18 protein-coding genes and 1 pseudogene are annotated in these 22,434 nt (G+C 68.8%); 13 read left to right on the top strand and 6 right to left on the bottom strand.

What is annotated here, in order from left to right:
- Nucleotides 1–421 (bottom strand): annotated as a pseudogene (locus BLV92_RS16585) (phospholipase D-like domain-containing protein); the annotation flags it as partial.
- A gap of 294 nt (nt 422–715) precedes the next feature.
- Here BLV92_RS16585 and BLV92_RS16580 point away from each other — a divergent pair.
- Nucleotides 716–1,564 carry a helix-turn-helix transcriptional regulator gene (locus BLV92_RS16580; protein ID WP_090546698.1) on the top strand — a complete coding sequence of 283 codons (849 nt, stop codon included), beginning with the start codon at nt 716–718 and terminating at the stop codon, nt 1,562–1,564.
- Between the two features lie 21 nt (nt 1,565–1,585).
- On the opposite strand, the gene BLV92_RS16575 is transcribed toward BLV92_RS16580, so the two are convergent.
- Nucleotides 1,586–2,029, bottom strand: a complete 444-nt coding sequence (locus BLV92_RS16575) for a DUF2000 domain-containing protein (RefSeq protein WP_244283807.1) — start codon at nt 2,027–2,029, stop codon at nt 1,586–1,588.
- Between the two features lie 371 nt (nt 2,030–2,400).
- Here BLV92_RS16575 and BLV92_RS16570 point away from each other — a divergent pair, with 371 nt between their 5' ends.
- On the top strand, nt 2,401–3,498 hold the full coding sequence (locus BLV92_RS16570; RefSeq protein WP_090547151.1) for a porin: 1,098 nt from the start codon (nt 2,401–2,403) through the stop codon (nt 3,496–3,498).
- Nucleotides 3,499–3,760: 262 nt separating this feature from the next.
- On the opposite strand, the gene BLV92_RS16565 is transcribed toward BLV92_RS16570, so the two are convergent.
- On the bottom strand, nt 3,761–4,069 hold the full coding sequence (locus tag BLV92_RS16565) for a DUF4148 domain-containing protein (protein WP_090547149.1): 309 nt from the start codon (nt 4,067–4,069) through the stop codon (nt 3,761–3,763).
- A gap of 298 nt (nt 4,070–4,367) precedes the next feature.
- On the opposite strand from BLV92_RS16565, the gene BLV92_RS16560 reads away from it, so the two are divergent.
- From BLV92_RS16560 to BLV92_RS16550, 3 genes are read left to right on the top strand one after another with little or no spacing between them, the layout of a single operon-like run.
- A complete protein-coding gene (locus tag BLV92_RS16560; protein WP_090546693.1) occupies nt 4,368–4,622 on the top strand; it encodes a BufA1 family periplasmic bufferin-type metallophore in 255 nt (84 codons plus the stop codon).
- A gap of 40 nt (nt 4,623–4,662) precedes the next feature.
- Entirely contained in the window at nt 4,663–5,520 is an 858-nt protein-coding gene (gene bufB, locus BLV92_RS16555; RefSeq protein WP_090547148.1) for an MNIO family bufferin maturase, read from the top strand.
- Nucleotides 5,517–6,374, top strand: a complete 858-nt coding sequence (locus BLV92_RS16550; RefSeq protein WP_167627070.1) for an HvfC/BufC family peptide modification chaperone — start codon at nt 5,517–5,519, stop codon at nt 6,372–6,374. Before bufB ends, BLV92_RS16550 begins: the two co-directional genes overlap by 4 nt.
- Here the strand turns inward: BLV92_RS16550 and BLV92_RS16545 are convergent.
- Nucleotides 6,371–7,327, bottom strand: a complete 957-nt coding sequence (locus BLV92_RS16545) for a LysR substrate-binding domain-containing protein (RefSeq protein ID WP_090546690.1) — start codon at nt 7,325–7,327, stop codon at nt 6,371–6,373. The genes BLV92_RS16550 and BLV92_RS16545 overlap by 4 nt on opposite strands.
- Before the next feature lie 159 nt (nt 7,328–7,486).
- Between BLV92_RS16545 and gtdA the strand changes: the two genes are divergently transcribed.
- From gtdA to BLV92_RS16510, 7 genes are all read left to right on the top strand, one after another.
- A complete protein-coding gene (gtdA, locus tag BLV92_RS16540; RefSeq protein WP_090546688.1) occupies nt 7,487–8,536 on the top strand; it encodes a gentisate 1,2-dioxygenase in 1,050 nt (349 codons plus the stop codon).
- Between the two features lie 182 nt (nt 8,537–8,718).
- On the top strand, nt 8,719–9,417 hold the full coding sequence (locus tag BLV92_RS16535; protein WP_090546686.1) for a fumarylacetoacetate hydrolase family protein: 699 nt from the start codon (nt 8,719–8,721) through the stop codon (nt 9,415–9,417).
- A 26-nt stretch (nt 9,418–9,443) separates the two neighbouring features.
- Nucleotides 9,444–10,094, top strand: coding sequence for a maleylacetoacetate isomerase (maiA, locus tag BLV92_RS16530; RefSeq protein ID WP_090546683.1), 651 nt, complete (start codon nt 9,444–9,446; stop codon nt 10,092–10,094).
- Nucleotides 10,095–10,116: 22 nt separating this feature from the next.
- On the top strand, nt 10,117–11,325 hold the full coding sequence (locus BLV92_RS16525) for a 3-hydroxybenzoate 6-monooxygenase (RefSeq protein WP_090546681.1): 1,209 nt from the start codon (nt 10,117–10,119) through the stop codon (nt 11,323–11,325).
- Between the two features lie 75 nt (nt 11,326–11,400).
- A complete protein-coding gene (locus tag BLV92_RS16520) occupies nt 11,401–12,765 on the top strand; it encodes an MFS transporter (protein WP_090546680.1) in 1,365 nt (454 codons plus the stop codon).
- Nucleotides 12,766–12,840: 75 nt separating this feature from the next.
- On the top strand, nt 12,841–13,503 hold the full coding sequence (locus tag BLV92_RS16515; RefSeq protein WP_090546678.1) for a DUF2239 family protein: 663 nt from the start codon (nt 12,841–12,843) through the stop codon (nt 13,501–13,503).
- 363 nt (nt 13,504–13,866) lie between these two features.
- Nucleotides 13,867–15,168 (top strand): solute carrier family 23 protein, encoded by a 1,302-nt coding sequence (locus BLV92_RS16510; RefSeq protein ID WP_090546676.1) that lies wholly within the window; start codon nt 13,867–13,869, stop codon nt 15,166–15,168.
- Between the two features lie 235 nt (nt 15,169–15,403).
- On the opposite strand, the gene BLV92_RS16505 is transcribed toward BLV92_RS16510, so the two are convergent.
- Nucleotides 15,404–17,071 carry a Na+/H+ antiporter gene (locus BLV92_RS16505; protein WP_090546674.1) on the bottom strand — a complete coding sequence of 556 codons (1,668 nt, stop codon included), beginning with the start codon at nt 17,069–17,071 and terminating at the stop codon, nt 15,404–15,406.
- Nucleotides 17,072–17,404: 333 nt separating this feature from the next.
- On the opposite strand from BLV92_RS16505, the gene BLV92_RS16500 reads away from it, so the two are divergent.
- Complete coding sequence (locus tag BLV92_RS16500; protein WP_090546672.1) at nt 17,405–18,682, top strand: EAL domain-containing protein; 1,278 nt, start codon at nt 17,405–17,407, stop codon at nt 18,680–18,682.
- Nucleotides 18,683–18,777: 95 nt separating this feature from the next.
- Here the strand turns inward: BLV92_RS16500 and BLV92_RS16495 are convergent, their stop codons facing one another.
- Nucleotides 18,778–22,374, bottom strand: a complete 3,597-nt coding sequence (locus BLV92_RS16495) for an indolepyruvate ferredoxin oxidoreductase family protein (RefSeq protein ID WP_090546671.1) — start codon at nt 22,372–22,374, stop codon at nt 18,778–18,780.
- Nucleotides 22,375–22,434: the final 60 nt, after the last annotated feature.

Here is a 22,434-nt window from a genome sequence, read left to right as displayed (position 1 = left end):
CCGCGCGGTTGAACCACGTGCCGATGCCGTCCTCGATGTGCGCGGGCAACGTGAGCGGGCAGGACGCGGCTTCGGCGTCGAGCGTTTGCAGGTCGTTCGGCGTCCCGACGACCGGATACACGTCGTAGGTGAATTTCTTCTGGCGATCGGCCGGCTCGATTCGTGCGTCCCACCACATGAACTTCTGGATCGGCGCTTCGTTCGACGGCGCGTCCGGCTGCGATTCGGGCACCGGGCCGTCGAACGTCAGGCGGTTCGGCAGCCAGCTACGGGCTTCACGCGTGCGGCCGTCCGCGCTCAGAAAGCCGGGCGTGCGGCGGATTGCGAAGCCGAGAAAATCCTTGCGCGTCGCGCCTTCCGGCCAGTCGAACGCGAGCAGGACCAACGTCGGGGACAGATAGCTGCGGACCTTCGCTCCCATCGCCTATTCCTCCAGAGTGGGTCGTGGTTATGGGCCGACGACAACGAGTCTGGTTCCCGGATGTGTCGAAAGGATGGAGCTACGCGACGCGGCGAGCCGATGTGCATGAAGAGGGCCGGCGCGCCGGGTTGCTTCCGAAGCTTCCGAAAAGGAACGGCCGCGATCGCGGTCCGCACGATTTCCCGCCGGCGGCTATGATTGACCGGTTTCGTGAACCGCTTTGGCGATCCAGCCGGTTCGAGCCGTGGTGCGGCTTTGCCGCGCCGACGCAGGCGAACCGCACGCATCGACACCATGGGCCATTCCGCACTTTCCTCCACGGTCCGCAAGACGGACGTTCGAATCTGGCGCGCGCCGGATCTCGGCGCCGAACTGCTGCGCGGCCAGTTCCACGATTTCTCGTACGACGTCCACACGCACCAGACTGCGTGTTTCGCGTTGATTACCGAAGGCGCGATCCGCATCCGGATGCGCGGCACGGAATTCGTCGCGCGGCAGGGCGACCTGTACGCGATCGACGCCGACGAGCCGCACGCGGGCTGGCCGGTGGACGAACACGGCTGGCGGCAGCGGACGGTCTACGTCGACACCGCGCATCTGGGTTCGCTGCTCGGCGACGGCCACGGCGGCGCGACCCACGGCGGCCGGCTGACCGGGCCGATCATCAGCGATCCCGCGTTGACGGCGATGTTCTACGGCGTCCATCGCTGCTCGGAGGTCGAGGGCGAGGCGCTCAAGCGCGAGGAGCGTTACCTGGCGTTCGCGGCGCGGCTCTTCGAGCGGCACGTGCGCCGGCCGGCCGCGCGCGCCGACGCGGGGCGCGAGCCGCGTGCGATCGCGCTCGCGAAGGATTTCCTCACGCATCATCTGGACCGCAACGTCCGCCTCGGCGACATCGCGCAGGCGGCCGGACTGCCGCCGTACCGGCTCTTTCGCGCGTTCGAGCGCCATGTCGGGATGACGCCGCACGGCTATCAGCGTCAGGCCCGCATCCGGTGCGCGATCGGGTTGATCCGCGTCGGCCGTGCGCTGAGCGACGTCGCGGCCGCGACCGGTTTCGCGGACCAGGCCCATCTGACGCGTTCTTTCCGCCGGAGCGTCGGCGTGACGCCGGGCGCGTACCGAAAGGCGCTGCTGCGCTGAGCGCGGTCCGCTTATTTCCGCTTACTTCAACAGACCGAGATTCGCGACGATCTTGCCGATCGGCTTGCGCGCGCCGATCAGCGCGACGCCGACGTATTGCAGGTCGGCGGTCGCGACCTGCGCGACGGCATCGCGGAATGCCGAATAATCGGTCGTCTGCTGGCCCTGCACCGGGAAATCCACGATGTCGCAGCCGGCCGCCGCACCCTTGCCGCGGATGCCGGACAGCGTTGCCTGGTCGGCGGCCAGCACCGCGATGCCGATCGGGATCAGCCCCGGATGCTCGACGCCCGACGCGTCCACGAGCGGCAGCCCGACGAGCGCCGGGTGCCGGTGGCCGACGGTCAGCGCGAGCACGGCGGCGGCGTTCGCCGCGCGTCCGGCCGGCAACTGGTTGTCCACGACGATCACGCAGCGTTCCGGCGTCGCGGGTGAGGCGGTATCGACGTTCTGCATTGACTGCATGGGTATTAGCTCCTTGGATACGGGAGCGCCATCTTCCGTCCGCCGCGCCGGCCAGTCTTGAACGCTATTGCAGACCCTCTTGATTGAGAATGAATCTCAATACCTAAACAACGGTCCGCGCAATCCTGTTTTCCGGTCTCGTTGACGCAGCGCGCGACGCGCGCGGATTCCGATGCAAACACGCGACGCCGCGTTGTTGGCTCTCCGAGTCTTTCACTATCATTTCATCGCATTACAGATCGGACGGCATCGGATTGCCTGCAGCGCGGCAGCTTGCGGATCGGCTGCGGCGCGCTGCGGTACAAACGGGATTCAGGCTGCCTCCGGTTCCCGCTTTCTTCTCGTTCGCAGGGTTTGATATGGGTATCTCGATGAACAGGGCGGCTGTTCGCGCCGCGGGGACGATCGTTGCCGGGACGTTGAGCGTGGGCGCGGCGGCGCAGAGCAGCGTCGCGCTGTACGGCGAACTCGACGCCGGTTTCGCGTACGTCAACAACGTCGGCGGCCGCGCGCAGTACCGCACGACGTCCGGGCTGATCGACGGCAGCTACTGGGGGCTGGAGGGCGCGGAAGATCTCGGCGGCGGCGCGAAGGCGCTGTTCCGTTTCGAGCGCGGTTTTTCGGTGTCGAGCGGCGAGGAATTCAACGATCACCCGGCGTACGTGGGGCTCGGATCGGATGCATATGGACAGGTGACGCTCGGCCACCAGTACGACTCGATCCACGACTACTTCGCGCCGTTCACGCTGACGGGCGGCAACGGCGGCACCGCGTTCGCGCACCCGTTCGACAACGACAACGCGAACAACTCGTACCTCGCCGCGAACTCGATCAAGTACGCGAGCCCGTCGTACGACGGCTTCACGTTCGGCGGCATGTACGCGTTCTCGAACGGCGCGGGGCGCTTCGCGGAGAACCGCGCGTACAGCATCGGCGCGAACTACTCGGCCGGCGCGTTCAATGCGGGCGCCGCGTGGCTGCGCGCGAACGGGCGCGGCGTGACGCCGTCCGGCGCATACGACCCGTTCGTGCTGCCGGGGCCGGATGGCTCGCTCGTCAGCGCGAGCGTGCGCAAGCAGGATACGGTCGGCGTCGGCGCGAGTTACGCGCTCGGCGACGTGACGCTCGCGGGCGCATGGTCGCGCTCGATCAGCACCGGCGTCGCCGACGCGGACAGCGGCGCGCCGCTCGCGTCGATCGCGTTCAGCAACTACGAGGCGAATGCGACATGGCAACTGCTGCCGGCGCTCGCGCTGGCGGGCATGTACGTGTACACGAACGCGTCGAACGCGCACTGGCACACCGGCGCGGTGCAGGCGAACTACCAGTTCTCGAAGCGCACGGACGTGTATGCGGAGGCGCTGTACCAGCGCGCGTCGTCGGGCGCGCCGGCGGTGATCAACACGAACGACCCGTCGAGTGGCCGCAATCAGTTGATGATTGCCGCGGGCGTCCGGCATCGGTTCTAGTCGTCGCCGGTTGGGCGCGGCGGGTTGAGCGGTGAAAAAGGCCCGGACTTGCGTCCGGGCAAGCCGCCGGGCTCCCGGCGGCGGAGGTTTCCTGGGCGTGGGTCCACTGCATGAATCCCTGTGCGCGTGGACCGACGATAAACGAACAGCCCGCTCTCGCGATCGATCGACGAGAGCGGGCTTGAGCAACTACTCGATTACGACGGCGCACCGATGCCTTGCATCGGGCGCGGCGGCAGGCGCGAGTCCTGCCGGAGCGGCATTACTGGCCGAAGTAGACCGACTTCGGGCCGGTTGCCGGACGGGCGCCGGTTTGCGACGAACCGGTCGTCGACGGGCCGTAGGCCGAAGCCTGCGGGGCGTCCTGCTGCGCGACGCGCGCTTGTGCGGCGTTCAGGTCTTCCGGGTAGTACGGGCTGGACAGGCCCGGACGGTAGCCGGCCTTTTCCAGTTGAACGAGTTCGGCGCGAACCTGCGCGCGGGTCATCGGCGCGTTGTTTTCCTGCGCGAACGTCAGAGCGGGTGCGGCGAGAACGGTGACGGCGAAAGCGGCTGCAATAAGCGACTTCATGATCAAAACCTCCGGATATTGTGTATTCGCTCGTAACAATGAGTTCGTCTGAGCGTGTGAGTGAACTTTATTGCACCGCGATATCAAGATAAATAGCCGGGCAGGCCAAACTTAATTGCCAATATTGAGATAATTGCCGCCCCCCTCGTGATGCTTCGGCATTGAATGCTGCGTTGCCGCATGGTGGGCCGCCGGCGTTCCGCGATGGGCGATATTTCGGTGATGCACAATAGGCGACACCACGCGACGCGCCCGACAGCGGCGGCGTCGCGGCGACACTCGACTCCGGGAGCATCCGATGAAAACGCAACTCAGCCGCCACGCGGCAATCGCCGCCGCGTTGGCGGGCCTCGCGACGGCGACTGTCGGCGTCGCGCACGCGGACGACACCGTGCAGTGCTACGGCGTCGCGAAGGCCGGCCAGAACGACTGCGCGAGCAAGACCGGCGTGCACGACTGCGCGGGCCAGGCGAAGGTGGATCACGACAAGGGCGACTTCAAGACCATGCCGAAGGGCACCTGCGACAAGCTCGGCGGCACGGCGGAGAAATGACGGTGCTTTCGCCAGGCGGCTGCATGCGCGGATGACGGCGATGAGCGCGCCGCGCGCGCCGGCAGGCGTCGGCATCGGGCTGCGCCACGCGCATTACGACGCGTTCGTCGCCGGTCCGCCGCCTGCCGTCGCCTGGGTCGAAGTCCACAGCGAAAACTACTTCGGCGACGGCGGCTACGACCTGCACGTGCTCGACATCGTGCGGCGCGACCGGGCAGTCAGCCTGCATGGCGTCGGGCTGGGCCTCGGTTCGGCGGGACCGCTCGACGCTACGCATCTGGCGCGTCTGCGGCGGCTCGTCGAACGGATCGAGCCGGCGGTCGTCTCCGAGCATCTGTGCTGGGGGGCGGTCGCGGGCGGACATCTGCACGACCTGCTGCCGATGCCGCTCACGCGCGCGGCGCTCGATCTCGTCTGCGGGCGCGTCGCGCAGATGCAGGATGCGCTGCGCCGGCCGGTGCTGATCGAGAACGTGTCCGCCTACGTGCGGTTTCGCGCCGACCAGTACGGCGAGACGGCGTTTCTCGCGGAACTGGCGCGGCGCACCGGCTGCGGCGTGTTGCTCGACGTGAACAACCTGTACGTGAACCAGCGCAATCATGGCGAGGACGCGCTTGCCGCGATGGCCGCGCTGCCGGCAGACGTCGTCGGCGAGATCCATCTGGCCGGTCATCGGGTGACGGAGGCGGCGGTGATCGACGATCACGGTTCGCGCGTCGCGCCGGCCGTGTGGGCGCTTTACGACGCGGCGCTCGACCGGTTCGGCAACGTGCCGACGCTGATCGAATGGGATACCGACGTGCCGCCGCTCGACGTGCTGCTGGACGAAGCGCGGATCGCGCGCGAGCGGATGGCGGCGGCGCGGGCCGACGCCGTCCGGAACGGAGCGCATCCGTGAGCGGCGGTGCGGAACTCGAAACGCTTCAGCGCCTGTTCGCGGACGCGCTGGACGATCCGCCACGCGATGCGCAGTTGTCCGCGCATCTGCGGCCGGTTGTCGATCTGCAAGACCCACTGGAGGGGAGCCGATCGAGTGACCTCGCGCACCGCGATCACGCTGCGGCCACCGACGCACAACAAGCCGCTCACCATGCCCGCATCGGCCTCTATCGCGGCAACGTCCGCGCCGCGCGCCGGCGCGCGCTCGCCAGCGCATACCCGGTGCTGCTCGCGCTGACCGGCGATCCGTACTTCGACGCATTGTCGCTTGCGTACGCGCGCGCGAATCCGTCGCCGGACGCGGACCTGAACCGCTTCGGCGCGGCCCTCGCCGACTTCGTCGCGCGTTACGAGCCGGACCCGCGTCACGCGTATTTCGCCGGCGTCGCGCGACTCGAATGGGCGCTGCACAAGGCCGCGTTCGCGGCCGACGTCGTGCCGCTTTCCCCGCAGCAATGGCTCGCGATGGACCCCGCTGCACTGTCGGACGCGCGGCTCGCGGTGCATCCGGCGTGCGTCGCGCTCGCATCCCCGTTTGCGGTCGACGCGATCTGGCGCGCGCATCAACCGGGCGGCGCGTGGCCCGGGCGGATCGACACGCCGTCGTGGTCGCTCGTCGTCCGTCCGCAGTGGCGTCCCGGCGTGCTGTCGCAGACGGCCGCCGCGCACGCGGCGTTCGTCGCGCTGCAAAACGGCGCGACGCTGGACGACGCGCTCGCGGCCGGGTTCGACCTCGATCCGGGCTTCGACTTCCCGACCCAGTGGGGCGCGTGGCTTGGCGCCGCCGCGATCACCGGGCTGCGCGCGGACTAGCCGGCCGCGTCCGCGTCGAGGTCGTCGGCGGCGTCCAGGCCTTCGCGCGCACAGGCGCGCAGATGGTCGAGCGCCGCCGCGACCGCAGCGCGGCTCAGGCTGTCGTCGCGCCAGTACATCGACACCGCGCCGTGTCCGGTCAACTGCATCGGCAGCACGCGCAGTACACCCTGCCGCTCAAAGCGCAGCGCCGCCCGGTGCGATGCGACGCCGACCAGTTCGCTATGGTTGAGCAGCGTGATGTTCAGGATCGACGAGTTCGACTCGACGCTGTGCCGCGGCATCGTCCTGCCGGCCGCCGCGAGCGCGGTGTCGAGCGCCTTGCGCACCGGCGTGCCGTGCGGCCAGACAATCCACCCGTAGCCGGACAGGTCGTCCCAGTCAAGCGCGTCGCGCCCGGCGAGCGGATGCACGATGCCGCTCACGAAGTTGATCGGCTCGCGATACAGCGTCTCGCTTCTCAGGCGCGGATCGTCGGTCTCGCTCGCGGCGCGGCCGACCACGACGTCGAGTTCGCCGCGCACGAGCTGCGGCATCATCAGGTTCATCGTGCTTTCGATCAGCCGCACCTGCGCGCGCGGCATCTGCCGCAGCAGCCGCGCGACCGCGAGCGGCACCGTGTCCGCGGCCGACACCCCCGACGTGCCGATCGACACCAGTCCGCTGCCGCCGTCGATCAGCGCGGCCATGTCGTCGCGCGCGGAGTCGAGGTGCGCTTCGATGCGCTTCGCATGCTCGATCAGCGCCTCGCCGTACGCGGTCGGCCGCAGACCGCGCGCGTGCCGCTCGAACAGCGGCAGCCCGATGTCCTCCTGCAACTCCTTCAGCCATTTCGAAAGCGCCGGCTGCGTCGTGTTCAGCGCGGCCGCCGACTGGCTCAGGTTGCGTGTCTCCGCGACGCTCAGCAGCCACTGCAGATGGCGCAGCCGCAGCCGATGAGTCCAGTCCGTCATTGTGCGTCCTGTTATATCCAGAAACGTATGAATGAGATGAATTTACTATTTTACAGCGTATAGCTCGCAGGCATATAAATCGTCCCACTGCAATGGCCGACCCGGTAGGCGCGTTTTTCCTGATCCCGGCTCGGACGAGACATGACTGGAGACGCCCGAATGTCCGCAACCGCCCCCCTTTCCGATACCCGCCGCGCGTATTACGGGCAGATCGCCCAGCAACGGCTCGCGCCGCTGTGGGAGTCGCTGCACAACCTCGTGCCGAAGACCCCGCAGCCGAAGGCGCTGCCCGCGATCTGGAAGTACGCGCAGATCCGCGATCTGGTGATGCAGGCCGGCGCGGTCATCAGCGCGGAAGAGGCCGTGCGCCGCGTGCTCGTGCTGGAGAACCCGGGCCTGCCCGGCAAGTCCGCGCTGACGCCGAACCTGTACGCGGGCCTGCAACTGATCCTGCCCGGCGAGATCGCGCCGAGCCACCGCCATACGCAGTCCGCGCTGCGCTTCATCGTCGAAGGCAAGGGCGCGTGGACCGCGGTGAACGGCGAGCGCACGACGATGCATCCGGGCGACTTCATCATCACGCCGTCGTGGACGTGGCACGACCACGGCAATCCGTCCGCCGACGAAGGCGGGGAGCCGGTCGTGTGGCTCGACGGCCTCGACATTCCGCTCGTCGCGCATCTCGACGCGGGTTTCGCGCAGAGCTACCCGGAAGCGACGCAGCCGGTGTCGCGGCCCGAAGGCGACAGCTTCGCGCGCTTCGGCCACAACATGGTGCCGGTGCGCCACCGCGTGACCGATCCGACCTCGCCGATCTTCAGCTACCCGTATGCGCGCAGCCGCGAGGCGCTGGACGTGCTGTACCGCGGCGGCGAACTCGACCCGTGGGACGGCGTGAAGCTGCGTTACGTGAACCCGGCGACCGGCGGCTGGCCGATGCCGACGATCGCGACGTTCATGCAGTTCCTGCCGACGGGCTTTCGCGGCCGCACGTACCGCAGCACCGATTCGACCGTCTACTGCGTCGTCGAGGGCAAGGGGACCGCGCACGTCGGCGGCGAGTCGTTCGCGTTCGACGCGCGCGACGTGTTCGTCGCGCCGTCGTGGCAGCCGGTGCGGCTCGACGCGGACAGCGACGCCGTGCTGTTCAGCTACTCGGACCGGCCGGTGCTCGCCGCGCTGAACCTGCTGCGCGAGGAACGCGTTTAACGCGCGCGTCGTTCGTCGTCGTTCGCGTCGTGCGCGTCGTGCGCCGGACGCGTCAGGCGTTGGGCGCACTGCCGCGGCGCCGCTCCGGCGCCCGGCCAGTCCGGCCCCTTCCGGACTCTTCCCGTGAATTTCATCCCGTGGCTGCGCCACGGCTCGTTCCCCCGAACCAGGGTTACATCGATATGGCTTTTGTCTTCACCCCCGAGGCGCCCGTCGCCGTTCCGGTCGCCGGCAGCGGCGATCAATTCGCGGTGCGCCGCGTGTACTGCGTCGGCCGCAACTACGCGGCGCACGCGCGCGAGATGGGCTTCGATCCGGACCGCGAGCCGCCGTTCTTCTTCTGCAAGCCGGGCGACGCGGTCGTGCCGGTCGCCTACGGCGAAACGCTCGAACTCGCATATCCGGCGCAGACCCAGAACTACCACTACGAGGCCGAACTGGTCGCGGTGATCGGCAGGAGCGGCGCGGACATTCCGCTCGAAAACGCGCTCGATTACGTGTGGGGTTACGCGGTCGGTCTCGACATGACGCGCCGCGACCTGCAGATGAAGATGCGCGAGATGGGCCGTCCGTGGGAGATCGGCAAGGCGTTCGACCGCTCCGCGCCGATCGGTCCGATCCACCGCGCGAGCGACGTCGGCCACTTCGAGCAGGCCGGCCTGTGGCTCACCGTGAACGGCGAGACGAAGCAGAAGAGCGACGTGTCGCACCTGATCTGGTCGGTCGCGGAGACGGTCGCGTACCTGTCGAAGTTCTTCCGCCTCGAACCGGGCGACGTGATCTTCACCGGCACGCCCGAAGGCGTCGGCCCGGTGAAGGCGGGCGAGACGATGGCCGTCGGCGTCGAGCGCCTCGGCGAACTGACGGTCCGCGTGGTCTGACGCGCGCCGAACGAGGAGGTCCAATCGTGCAGCTCTACAGCTTCTTCAACAGTTCGACGTCGTATCGCGTGCGTATCGCGCTCGCGCTCAAGGGGCTCGACTACACGTACCTGCCGGTGAACATCCGCACCGGCGAGCATCGCGACGGGCAATACGTGGCGGACGTGAATCCGTCCGCGTCGGTGCCGGCGCTGGTGGACGGCGAATTCACGCTGGGCCAGTCGCTTGCGATCGTCGACTGGCTCGACGCGCGCCATCCGGAGCCGCGCCTGATTCCGTCCGACCCCGAATTACGCGCCCGCGTGCTGGAACTGTCGTATCTGATCGCCTGTGACATTCACCCGGTCAATAACCTGCGCGTGTTACGCTACCTCCAGGACGAAATCACGTTGTCAACGCAACAAAAGGACGCATGGTACCGGCACTGGGTCGCGGACGGGATGGCGGGCGTCGAGCGGCTGCTCGTGCGCGCGGCGCGCGAACACGGCGGCCCGTGGTGCTTTGGCGCGCAGCCGACGCTCGCGGACTGCTGCCTCGTGCCGCAGATCGCGAACGCGCAGCGCATGGGCTGCGATCTCACGCCGTATGCGCGCTCGCTCGCGGTCTACCGGCACGCGGACGAGCATCCGGCATTCGTGCGTGCGCAACCACAGCGCCAGCCCGACTACGCGGCGTGATGAGAACCGGGGGGACACAACGATGAACCAGAAGAAAGACGCGCGCCGCAACGTGATCGTGGCCGGCGGCGGAATCGGCGGGCTGGCCGCCTCGCTGGCGCTTGCGCGCCGTGGCGTGCAGGTGCTGCTGCTGGAGCAGGCGGAGCAGATCGCGGAGATCGGCGCGGGCATCCAGCTCGGCGCGAACGCGTTCAACGCGCTCGATGCGCTCGGCGTCGGCGAGGCCGCGCGCGGCCGTGCGGTGTTCACCGACTGGATCAAGCTGATGGATGCGGTCGATGCGCACGAGATCGTGCGCATCGAGACCGGCCCGCGCTATCGCGAGCGTTTCGGCAATCCGTACGCGGTGATCCATCGCGCGGACATCCATCTGTCGATCCTCGAAGCGGTGAAACAGAACCCGCTGATCCAGTTCCGCACGAGCACGCAGATCACCGGCTTCGTGCAGGACGAGCGCGGCGTGACCGTCACCGACCAGCGCGGCGAACAGTACCGCGCGGACGCGGTGATCGGCTGCGATGGCGTGAAGTCGGCGGTGCGCGCGGCGCTGATCGGCGACGAGGCGCGCGTGACCGGGCACGTCGTTTATCGCGCGGTCGTCGACGTCGAGAACATGCCGACCGACCTGCAGATCAACGCGCCGGTCGTCTGGGCCGGCCCGCATTGCCACCTCGTCCACTATCCGCTGCGCGGCGGACGCCAGTACAACCTGGTCGTCACGTTCCACAGCCGCGAAAAGGAGCAGTGGGGCGTGCGCGACGGCAGCAAGGAGGAGGTGCTGTCGTACTTCGACGGCATCCATTCGCTGCCGCACCAGATGCTCGACCGGCCGACGTCGTGGCGGCGCTGGGCGACGGCCGACCGCGATCCGGTCGAACGCTGGAGCTTCGGCCGCGCGACGATCCTCGGCGACGCCGCGCATCCGATGACCCAGTACCTGGCACAAGGCGCGTGCCAGGCGCTGGAGGACGCGGTCACGCTTGGCGCGGCCTACGACGCGGCCGACGGCGACTTCGAGGCGGCGTTCGCGCTGTACGAAAAGGCGCGCATTCCGCGCACCGCGCGCGTGCTGTATTCGGCGCGCGAGATGGGGCGGGTCTATCACGCGAAGGGCGTCGAGCGGCTGGTGCGCAATTCGCTGTGGGTCGGCCGCACGCAGGAGCAGTTTTACGACTCGCTGCAGTGGCTGTACGGTTGGCGCGCGGAAGACGCGCTGAACGGAGTGGCTTGACAAAAGCGCGCGCGGCGGCGCGAGCCGGCCGCGCGTCTTTCATCCAATAACGAAACCAAAGCCCTCGGAGGAGACATGACCAACCAACCGTCCATCGACGTGACCGCATTCATCGACCGCCAGCGCGTGTCGCGCTTTCAGGCGGCGATCATCGTGCTGTGCTTTCTGATCGTCGCGATCGACGGATTCGACACCGCCGCGATCGGCTTCATCGCGCCGGTGATCCGCACGCACTGGCAGCTTGCGCCGTCGCAGCTCGGCTCGGTGTTCGGCGCGGGCCTCGCGGGCCTGATGGCCGGCGCGCTGCTGTTCGGGCCGTTCGGCGACCGCATCGGGCGCAAGCGCCTGCTGTTGTGGTGCGTCAGCGGCTTTGGCATCGCGAGCGTCGCGTCCGCGTTTTCGCCGTCGCTGTCGTGGCTGATCGCACTGCGCTTTCTGACCGGCCTCGGCCTCGGCGGCGCGATGCCGAATGCGATCACGCTGACGTCCGAATATTGCCCGGCGTCGCGCCGCTCGTTTCTGGTGACGACGATGTTCTGCGGCTTCACGATCGGCTCCGCGCTCGGCGGCTTCGTTGCGGCCGCACTGATCGAGGAGTTCGGCTGGCGCTCGGTGCTGCTCGCGGGCGGCGTCGCGCCGCTCGTGCTGGTGCCGGTGCTCGTGTGGCGTCTGCCCGAGTCGGTGCGCTACCTCGTGACGCAAGGCGGCGCGCGCGACCGGATCGCGGCGACGCTCGCGCGCATCGCGCCGGAGCCGATGCTGGCGACCGCAACGTTCGCGACCTTCGCGACGCCGAACGGCGCGGCATCGGGATCGCCGGTCGCGCGGCTGTTCAGGCCGGACCTGCTGCGCGGCACGCTGCTGCTGTGGCTCGCGTTTTTCATGAGCCTGCTGGTGATCTATCTGCTGTCGAGCTGGCTGCCGACGCTGCTGCGCGGCACCGGCGCGTCGCTGCGCACGGCGGCGCTCGTGACCGCGATGTTCCAGGTCGGCGGCACGCTCGGCGCGATCGTGCTGGGCTGGCTGATGGACCGCTTCAATCCGCATTACGTGCTCGCGCTCAGTTATGCGGCGGCGGGCGTATTCGTCGCGGCGATCGGCAGCCTTGCCGCGTCGCCGTGGCTCGCGGCGCTCGCGGTGTTCGCCGCGGGTTTCTGCGTATCGGGATCGCAGGTCGGCGCGAACGCGCTGTCCGCGGCGTTTTACCCGACCGATTGTCGTGCGACCGGCGTGAGCTGGGCGAACGGCATCGGCCGGATGGGTTCGGTGGTGGGCTCGCTGGCGGGCGGCGCGATGTTGACGATGGGGCTGACGCTGTCGGCGCTGTTCTTCGTCGTCGGCGTGCCGGCCGTGATCGCGGGCCTGTCGATGGCGGTGCTGGGTTGGCACCGCGCGAAAAGGGCGTCATCCATGCAGGCAGCGGGCCTCGCGGGGCCATAGGCGGCGCGTGCATGGACGGCAGGACAGTACAGCGGATGAGCCGGGATTGCCCGGCGTTCGCCCAGCAAGTGAATCATGACGAAGCAATGCACGGTATTCGCAGGAACGCGGCTGATCGCGCGGGGTTTGCCCGCCGCAGTCGCCGAAAGGGTGAAACAGGCAGTGGCGCGCGGCGAGGCCGCGACGATTCTGATATTCGATGACCGGGACGCCCGGACGTTGCGGTTCGATCCGCGCCTGTCGATCGAACAACTGGCCGCGCAGCTCGCGGTTGTCGAGGGGGCGGACGGCAATCCCTCGAACGCGTCGGGCCTCGGGAACACGGCGGGCCTGGCAGGCTTGGCGGTCGATCCGCCGCGCGGCCGCGGCCGCCCGAAGCTGGGCGTCGTCGCGCGCGAGGTGACGCTGCTGCCGCGCCACTGGGACTGGCTGGCCATGCAGCCGGGCGGCGCGTCGGTGACGCTGCGGCGTCTCGTCGATGGGGCGCGCGAGGTCGAGAACGCGAAGGAACGCGTGAAGGCGGCGCAGGAAACGGTGCATCGCTTCATGCTTGCGCTCGCGCTCGAACTGCCCGGTTACGAGGACGCGTTGCGCGCGCTGTATGCGGGCGAGCGCGAGCGCTTCGACGCGGCGAACGCGGAGTGGCCGCACGGCGTGCGCGACTATGCGCGGGAACTCGCGGCGGCCGCGTTCGGCGACGACGAGCTGGCGATGTCGCCGCGGCCGGCCGACGCCTGATCGACGACGCGCGTATTCCGGACCGCCCAAAAAAAAAACCGCTCAAGCCGAGGGGACATGAGCGGGAAGTCGGAGAGTTTTACAACTACAACTTACAACCTCTGCGCAACCAGTCGTGGGGTTACGCAGAGGGGCCAGTCTAACGGCTGCGTTGCGTACGCACGTATAGGAAATGTCTTAATCGGCCCGTTATCGACGACAGAATTTGATCGAGATTCTGGTTTTCCGTTGCTTGCCACCGGGTTTTGCTCTCCGTACACTCGCGCGTGATTCAGGTCATCGCATTCCGCCCGGCCCGCTGCCGGCGGGGCCTGCGACGGCCGATAACCACAACCAGACCACGCCGAAGAGGAGAACCCCGCGATGTCAGATTCCTATTTCCCCCGCTGGCGGCCGCAGAGAAACGCCGGCGGCGTCGTCGCGCCGGACGAGCGGCTGCCGTGGCCGCAGATGTTCGCGATGGGCGTGCAGCACGTCGTCGCGATGTTCGGCTCGACGGTGCTCGCGCCGCTCCTGATGGGCTTCGACCCGAACCTGTGCATCTTCATGTCGGGGATCGGCACGCTGCTGTTCTTCGTGATCGTCGGCGGGCGCGTGCCGAGTTATCTCGGGTCGAGCTTCGCGTTCATCGGCCTCGTGATCGCGATTACCGGCTATGGCGGACACGGCGTGAATCCGAACATTCCGCTCGCGCTCGGCGGCATCGTCGCATGCGGCGTCGTGTATGCGCTGATCGGCGTGATCGTGTCGGCGGTCGGCACGAAGTGGATCGAGACGCTGATGCCGCCGGTCGTCACCGGCTCGATCGTCGCGGTGATCGGGCTCAACCTCGCGCCGATCGCGGTGAAGGGCGTGAGCGGCTCCAGCTTCGATTCGTGGATGGCGCTCGTCACCGTGCTGTGCGTCGGCGGCGTCGCGGTGTTCACGCGCGGGATGGTGCAGCGGCTCCTGATCCTCGTCGGCCTGCTGGTCGCGTATGCGATCTATGCGATCGTCACGAACGGGATGGGCCTCGGCCGGCCGATCGACTTCTCGATCGTCGGCAATGCCGCATGGTTCGGGCTGCCGCATTTCGGCGCGCCGGTGTTCGATCCGCACGCGATGGCGCTGCTCGCGCCGATCGCGGTGATCCTCGTCGCGGAGAACCTCGGCCACATCAAGGCGGTGAGCGCGATGACCGGCCACAACCTCGACCGCTACATCGGCCGCGCGTTCATCGGCGACGGGATCGCGACGGTCGTGTCCGGCTTCGCGGGCGGCACCGGCGTCACGACTTACGCGGAGAACATCGGCGTGATGGCGGTGACGAAGATCTATTCGACGCTCGTGTTCGTGATCGCCGCGCTGATCGCGATCGTGCTCGGCTTCTCGCCGAAGTTCGGCGCGGTGATCCAGACGATTCCGGGACCGGTGCTCGGCGGCGTGTCGATCGTCGTGTTCGGGCTGATCTCGGTGACCGGCGCGCGCATCTGGGTCGTCAACAAGGTGGACTTCTCGGACAACCGCAACCTGATCGTCGCGGCGGTGACGCTGGTGCTCGGCGCGGGCGACTTCTCGCTGAAGCTCGGCGGGTTTGCGCTCGGCGGGATCGGCACCGCGACGTTCGGCGCGATCATCCTGTATGCGCTGCTGCGCAGGAAGCCGGCGCAGCAGGCGGCGGTTTGAGTCGAAGGGTGCGCGCCGCGCGCGGCCAGGCGAGCGCGTGGTTCGCAAAAGGGCGGTGATGTCGTCCGCAGGCGTGGCCGTTTTCGGGTGCCGTCACGTCGCCCCGCTTGCCCGCGCGATGCGCTCTGCGCGTAGCGGATGAACGGCGGGGCGTTGGCGAATGGCTGTCCCGACCGGCGAGGTGCGGAATTCGCCTGGCGTTACCGCGAACGCCGCCCGAAACCGACGCGGCGCATCACCCCCGAGCCCTCCCGCGCGAGGTCAACGCCGTCTCCGCCAGATCGACCTCCCTCACCAGCTTGTTCATCGTCTCGTCGTTGATCTTCTGGCCGTTGCGCAGCGCGAGCAACGTCGCGCGTTCCGCGCGCATCGCCGCGAGCCGCATCTCCAGCTCCAGCGATTCCGCGAGGCGCGCGCGGCCGCTGCGCGCGTGGTCGTCGTCGAGCGTCGCGAGCCGGCGGCGGTACAGGTCCATCACGCGCGCGGTCACGTCTGCCGCATACGCCGCCGACGATTCGTCGAGATCGGCGCTCGCTTTCTCGTGCAGCGCATCGACCGCGCGGATCGCCGCCTGCGCGGCGAGAATCCGCGCCTTGCGCTCCTCGGCCGCATGCGGGGTTTGCCCGCCGCGCCCGACGCCGCGCAGCAGCAGCGGCAGCCCGACGATCGCGACCAGCAGCGACGCGAGGATCACGCCGGACGCGATGAAGATCGCGCTGTCGCGGCCTGGCAGCGGCGTGCCGTTCGCGAGCGCGACCGGCAGCGACAGCACGCCGGCGAGCGTCACCGCGCCGCGCACGCCGGCGACGGTCGTGATCGCGACGGTGCGCAGCCCCGGCACCGCGTTCGTCACGCCGTGCCGCGCCGCGCCGCGCGACGCGAACCAGCGCAGCAGCCACACCCAGCCGAAGCGCATCGCGTACAGCGCGACCAGCACCGCGCCGATGTAGCCGAGCAGCAGCGCCATCTGCGTGTTGCTCGTGTGGTGCGCGTCGAGCAGCGCCTTGCCGAGAATGCCGGGGAACTGCAGCCCGAGCAGCGTGAACACCATCCCGTTGAACACGAATTCGATCATCGTCCAGGTGCTGGCCGCGCGCACGCGCGACGACACCGGCCCCTGGTGCGCGACGTTCATGTAGTTCATCGCCATCCCGGACGCGACCGCCGAGAGAATGCCCGAGCACTCGACGTGCTCCGCGAGCAGGTACGACGCGAACGGAATCAGCAGCGTCATCACGACGCCGGGCGCGGGGTCGCTGTCGTCGCCCCCGTTCAGGAAGCGCGCGGTCACGAAGCTGAACACCCAGCCGATCGCCGCGCCGATCGCGAGGCCGCCCGCCGCGATCACGACGAAGCTCAGCGCCGCTTCGCGCAGCGAGAACACGCCGGTCAGCGCGGCGGCGATCGCGAACTTCAGCGCGACGAGGCCGGACGCGTCGTTCATCAGCGCCTCGCCTTCGAGGATGTGCATCAACTGCGGCGGCAGCCGGTCCTTGCCGGCGATCCCGGACAGCGCGACCGCGTCGGTCGGCGACAGCACCGCCGCGAGCGCGAACGCGACCGGCAGCGAGATCTGCGGCACCAGCCAGTGCACGAAGTAGCCGACCGCGACGACGGTGAGCAGCACGAGGCCCAGCGCGAGCATCAGGATCGCGCGCCGCTGCATGAAGAACTCGCGCTTCGGAATCCGCCAGCCGTCCGCGAACAGCAGCGGCGGAATGAACAGCAGCATGAAGAGGTCCGGATCGAACGTCACGTGCGGATTGACGAGCGGGAACGTCATCAGCGCGCCGATGCCGATCTGCACGAGCGGCAGCGGCAGCTTCACGGGCAGGAGGCGCACGATCACGCCGGAGAGCGAGACCGCGAGGAGCAGAATGAGAACGGTGAATACGGTGTCCATCGATGGCTGTGAGCGCGGGGCATCGCGGCGGCCCCGCAGGGCGGATTGAATGGAGGCAAGCCAGCAGTTTAGCCTGAGGGGCGTGCGCATCGCCGTGAAGCGCACGGCGGGGCGCGGGGGGAGCGGGCGGTGCGTCCGCACGGGATTGGTGCGTTCCTTGCCCGCTTGCGAGGCGCGAACCTTTCAGTCGGTGCAAGGTTCGATGCCGTTTTCATCGTAGCGCGCGTGCCAGTGCGCACGGACCTTGCTTAACCGCTCGCAACGCAAACTACGGGTACGGCGGAGGCCGCGTGCACATCGCGCCGCGCCGCTCATTCCGTGCGAGAGGAACGCATGATCACAGTGCAACAGGAACGGACCGCAGTCGCCCCGCCCGGCTTCGATCTGAGTGTCACGTCGGGACTGCAGCGCTATAGCGCGCAACACGGGGGGCTGACGCTGACGAGCGTGTTTCAGCCGGTATTCAGCCTGTCGCACATGCGCGCGATCGGCTACGAAGGGCTTTTGCGCGCGCACGACTCGCTCGACCGGCCGGTGTCGCCGCTCGACGTGTTCGGCGACGCCGCGCGCGTCGGCGACCTGCTGCTCGTCGACCGGCTCGCGCAGGGACTGCATCTGGAGAACTTCCGGCTGCTCGGCGCGGAGCGCGAGTGGCTGTTCCTCAACGTCCATCCGGGCACGCTGATCGAGCCGTATCACGCGGCCGCGCTGCTCGCGAACCTCAAGCGGCTCGGTCTGCCGCCGCGTCGCGTCGTGCTCGAAGTGCTGGAAGACCCAGCCGTCGATCTCGACCAGCTTGCGCAGGCGCTGGTGTCGTTCCGCGAGCGCGGCTTCCTGATCGCGCTCGACGACTTCGGCGCGGGCCACGTCGACGTCGGGCTCGTGTGGCACCTGAACCCGGACATCGTGAAGCTCGACCGCATCATGCTGCTGCACTCCGCGCATCGCGCGGACATGGCCGCGACGCTGCCGGCGCTCGTCGCGCTGCTGCACGACGCGGGCAAGCTCGTGCTGATCGAGGGCGTCGAAACCGAGCACGAGGCGCAGCTCGCGCTCGCGTGCAACGCGGACTTCGTGCAGGGCTTTTTCTTCGGGCGGCCGCATCCGGGCGTGACCGACGCGCCGCACGCGCAGGCGGTGATCGCCGAGGCGACCGAGCGTTATCGCGAGCAGACCGAAGCGCACGAGCGGCGCACCGCGAGCCGGCTCGCGCCGTACATCCGCGCGTTCGAGCGCGCGGCGGAGCGGCTCGCGGCCGGCGAGGCGCTCGAAGAGGTGTGCTGGAATTTCCTCGGGCTCGACCAGGCGGCGCGCTGTTTCCTGCTCGATTCGAACGGCCGGCAGATGGGCCGCAACGTGGTGCTGCGCGTCGATCGCGCGCAGAACGACGCGCGTTTTCTGCCGCTCGACGACGCGCAGGGCGCGAACTGGCTGCGTCGTCCTTACTTCCGCGCCGCGCTCGGCGTGCCGGGCCACGTGCACGCGACCGCCCCTTATCTGTCGATCAACGAGGCGCTGCCGTGCGTGACGCTGTCGATGGCCGTGCAGATCGGCGAGCGCCTGTGCGTGCTGTGCGGCGACATCGACTGGCTGTCGGACGAACCGTCGTGAGCGCCAGCCGGCCGGACTGACTTCGCGGAACAAAACGAAACGGCGCGCGTGCGCGGCAAGGGCCGCCCACGCGCGCCGCGGCTTCGCGTTTCCGGTTACGGCTTCGCGACGACGACCGGAATCCCGCGCAGCGCGCCCACGCCCTTGAACGCGTCGAGCGTCTGCTGGACCGGCCCGCTGGTCCGCGCGTCGATGCCGAGGCGGCTGGCGAGTTCGCGCTCGGTGCGCTTCACCGACGCCAGATTCGCGACCTTCACATGACCGTAGCCGCGCACGCGCTGATGCAGCGCCGCGAGCTTCGCGACGTCCTCGGCATTGGCCGCATCGACGTGGGCCAGCGCGTCTCGCAGCGTCGCTTCGTAGTCGTCCGCGAGCGCGCGTTCCATCTTCCGTTCGAGCGTCTGGCCGAACGGATCGAGCCGCGTGCCGCGCAGTCCGCGTCCTTTCGCGAGCACCCCGAGCGCGGACCACAGCCACTGGCCGAACTGCATCTTGCGCGGCGCGGTCCCGTGTTTGCCGCGCGCGATCAGCGGCGGCGCGAGGTTGAACTTCACGCGGAAGTCGCGGCCCGCGACGCCGTCGAACTGCGCTTCGAGCGCCGCGCGGAACGCCGGGGCCGTATGCAGCCGCGCGACTTCGTATTCGTCCTTCACCGCCAGCAGCCGGTAGAACGTCGTCGCGACCGCGCGCGCGATCGCGTGGTCCGGCGTCGTATCCGCGCTGCGCGCCGCGTCGACGAGCGCACGGTAGCGCGCCGCGTAACGCGCGCCGCCGTATGCGACGAGCCGCGCTTCGCGGTCCGCGATCAGGTCGTCGAGCGACGTCGCGGGCGCGTGCTCCAACGCTGCCTGTGCCGGTGCTTCGAGCGCCGCAGGATCGCCGGCCGCGAGCCGGCCGATCGAGAACGCGAGCAGGTTCGCCTGCACCGCGACGTTGTTCAGCTCGATCGCGCGCGTGAGCGCCGCGAGCGACACCGGCACGAGGCCGAGTTGCCACGCGAAGCCGAGCATCACGATGTTCGCGCCGATCGTGTCGCCGAGGAAGCGGCTCGCGAGCGCCTGCGCATCGCAGGTCGACAGCGGATCGCGCGCGCCGATCGAGGCCGCGCCGCCGGTCGCCGCGTGGCGCATCTTCGCGAGCAGCGCGTCCGCGTGCAGGTTCGCGTCCGGGTTCTGCACGAACGACGCGTTCGGAATCGCATGCGTGTTCACGACGATCCGCGTGCGGTCGTGGCGCACCGTCTGCAACGCGTCCGCGCTCGCGCCGACGACCATGTCGCATGCGAGCAGCAGGTCCGCCTGCTGCGTGTCGATGCGCACCTGGTTCAGCCACGCGTCGCGCGCCGCGAAGCGCACGAACGACAGCACCGAGCCGCCTTTCTGCGCGAAGCCCATGAAGTCGAGCACCGACGCGCTCTTGCCTTCCAGGTGCGCGGCCATGCTGATCAGCGCGCCGACCGTCACGACGCCGGTGCCGCCCACGCCGGTCACGAGGATGTCGTACGGCGCGTCGTCCAGATGCGCGTCGGGCATCGGCAGCGCGGCGATGCGTGCGGCCAGCGCCTGCGGATCGAATGCAACGCCGGCCGTCTTTTTCAGCTTGCCGCCTTCGATCGTCACGAAGCTCGGGCAGAAGCCGTTCACGCACGAGTAGTCCTTGTTGCACGACGACTGGTCGATGCGGCGCTTGCGGCCCAGTTCCGTCTCGACCGGCTCGACCGACAGGCAGTTCGACTGCACGCCGCAGTCGCCGCAGCCTTCGCAGACGGCCTCGTTGATGAAGAGCCGCTTGTCCGGGTCGGGGAACTCGCCCTTCTTGCGGCGACGGCGCTTCTCGGCCGCGCAGGTCTGGTCGTAGATCAGCACCGTGACGCCCGCCGTGTCGCGCAGTTCGCGCTGCACCGTATCGAGTTCGCCGCGATGATGGAACGTCGTGCCTTTCGGGAACAGGGTGTGATGGCCGTCGTACTTCTCGGGTTCGTCGCTGACGACGACGAAGCGCGACACGCCTTCGGCCTCGACCTGCCGCGCGATCTGCGGCACCGAGATGCTGCCGTCCACCGGCTGCCCGCCGGTCATCGCGACCGCGTCGTTGTAGAGGATCTTGTACGTGATGTTCGCCTTGGCGGCGACGGCCTGGCGGATCGCGAGGATGCCCGAATGGAAGTAGGTGCCGTCACCGAGGTTCTGGAACACGTGGGGCGTATTCGTGAACATCGAATGCGCGGCCCAGTCGACGCCTTCGCCGCCCATCTGGATCAGGCCGGTCGTGTCGCGCTCCATCCACGACGCCATGAAGTGGCAGCCGATGCCCGCTTGCGCGATCGAGCCTTCGGGCACCTTCGTCGACGTGTTGTGCGGGCAGCCCGAGCAGAAGTACGGGGTGCGGCGCACGCCGTCCGCGTCGTTCGACAGGATCTGCGGCGCGACCAGATCGACGACGCGTTCGCGCCGGTCCAGCTGCGGCTTGTGCTGCGCGAGCCACGCGGCGAACACCGGCAGGATCCGCGACGGCCGCAGTTCGCCGAGCGCCGGCAGCCGTGGCGCGCCGTCGTCCGCGTGCTTGCCGGTGATCGTCGGGCGCGCGCTGTCGCGGCGGTTGTACAGATAGTCCTTGATCTGCTGCTCGATGACCGGGCCTTTTTCCTCGATCACGAGCACGTCGGCGAGGCCTTCGACGAACGTGTCGATGCGCGTCATCTCCAGCGGAAACGACAGGCCGACCTTGTAGATCCGCACGCCGGCCTGGTCGAGATCGGCGACCGTCAGGCCGAGGCGGCGCAACGCCTCCATCAGGTCGAGATGCGCTTTCCCGCACGTGACGATGCCGACGTTCGCATGCGGGCTCGGCGCGATCCAGCGGTCGATGCTGTTGGTGCGCGCGAAGTGGCGCACCGCGTCGAGCTTGGCCGCGAGCCGCGCCTCGATCGTCAGGCTCGGCAGGTCGGGCCAGCGGTTGTGCAGGCCGCCGGCCGGCGCGGCGTAGCCTTCCGGCGCGCGCCAGTCGGTCGTCAGCGCGTCGAGATCGACGGTCGAGCCGGACTCGACCGTTTCCGAGATCGCCTTGAAGCCGACCCACGCGCCGGAGAAGCGCGACAGGGCCCAGCCGTACAGCCCGAATTCGAGCATGTCCGCGATGTTCGACGGATTCACGACCGGCATCTGCCACGACATCATCGTGAAGTCGCTCTGATGCGGCATCGACGACGACACGCAGCCGTGATCGTCGCCCGCGACGACGAGCACGCCGCCGTGCGGCGACGAGCCGTATGCGTTGCCGTGCTTCAGCGCGTCGCCGGCGCGATCGACGCCCGGCCCCTTGCCGTACCACATCGCGTAGACGCCATCGACGGTGCGTTCGGCGTCCGCTTCGACCCGCTGCGTGCCGAGCACCGCGGTGCCGCCGAGTTCCTCGTTGATCGCCGGGAGGAAACGCACGCCGGCTGCGTCGAGCAGTTTTTTTGCCTTCCACACCTGCTGGTCGACCATTCCGAGCGGCGAGCCGCGATAACCGCTGATGAAGCCGGCCGTGTTGAGGCCGCGGGCGTGATCGGCCGCGTGCTGCATCAGCGCGAGGCGCACCAGTGCCTGGGTGCCGGTCAGGAAGATGCGGCCGCGCGTGGCGGTCAGGTTGTCGGTGAGCCGGTAGTCGGACAGGGCGGGGGTGTTGCCGAACGCGGGGCGCGCGGTCATGTAGAGTCTCCGTTGTCGGTCGGAGTTAGCGCTTTAGCGCTTACTCCGATCCCATGCAAA

Source organism: Paraburkholderia caballeronis (genome assembly GCF_900104845.1).
GTDB lineage: Bacteria > Pseudomonadota > Gammaproteobacteria > Burkholderiales > Burkholderiaceae > Paraburkholderia > Paraburkholderia caballeronis.
The sequence above is the reverse complement of the archived record's forward strand: the minus strand, read 5'-3'. Positions and strand labels throughout refer to the sequence as shown.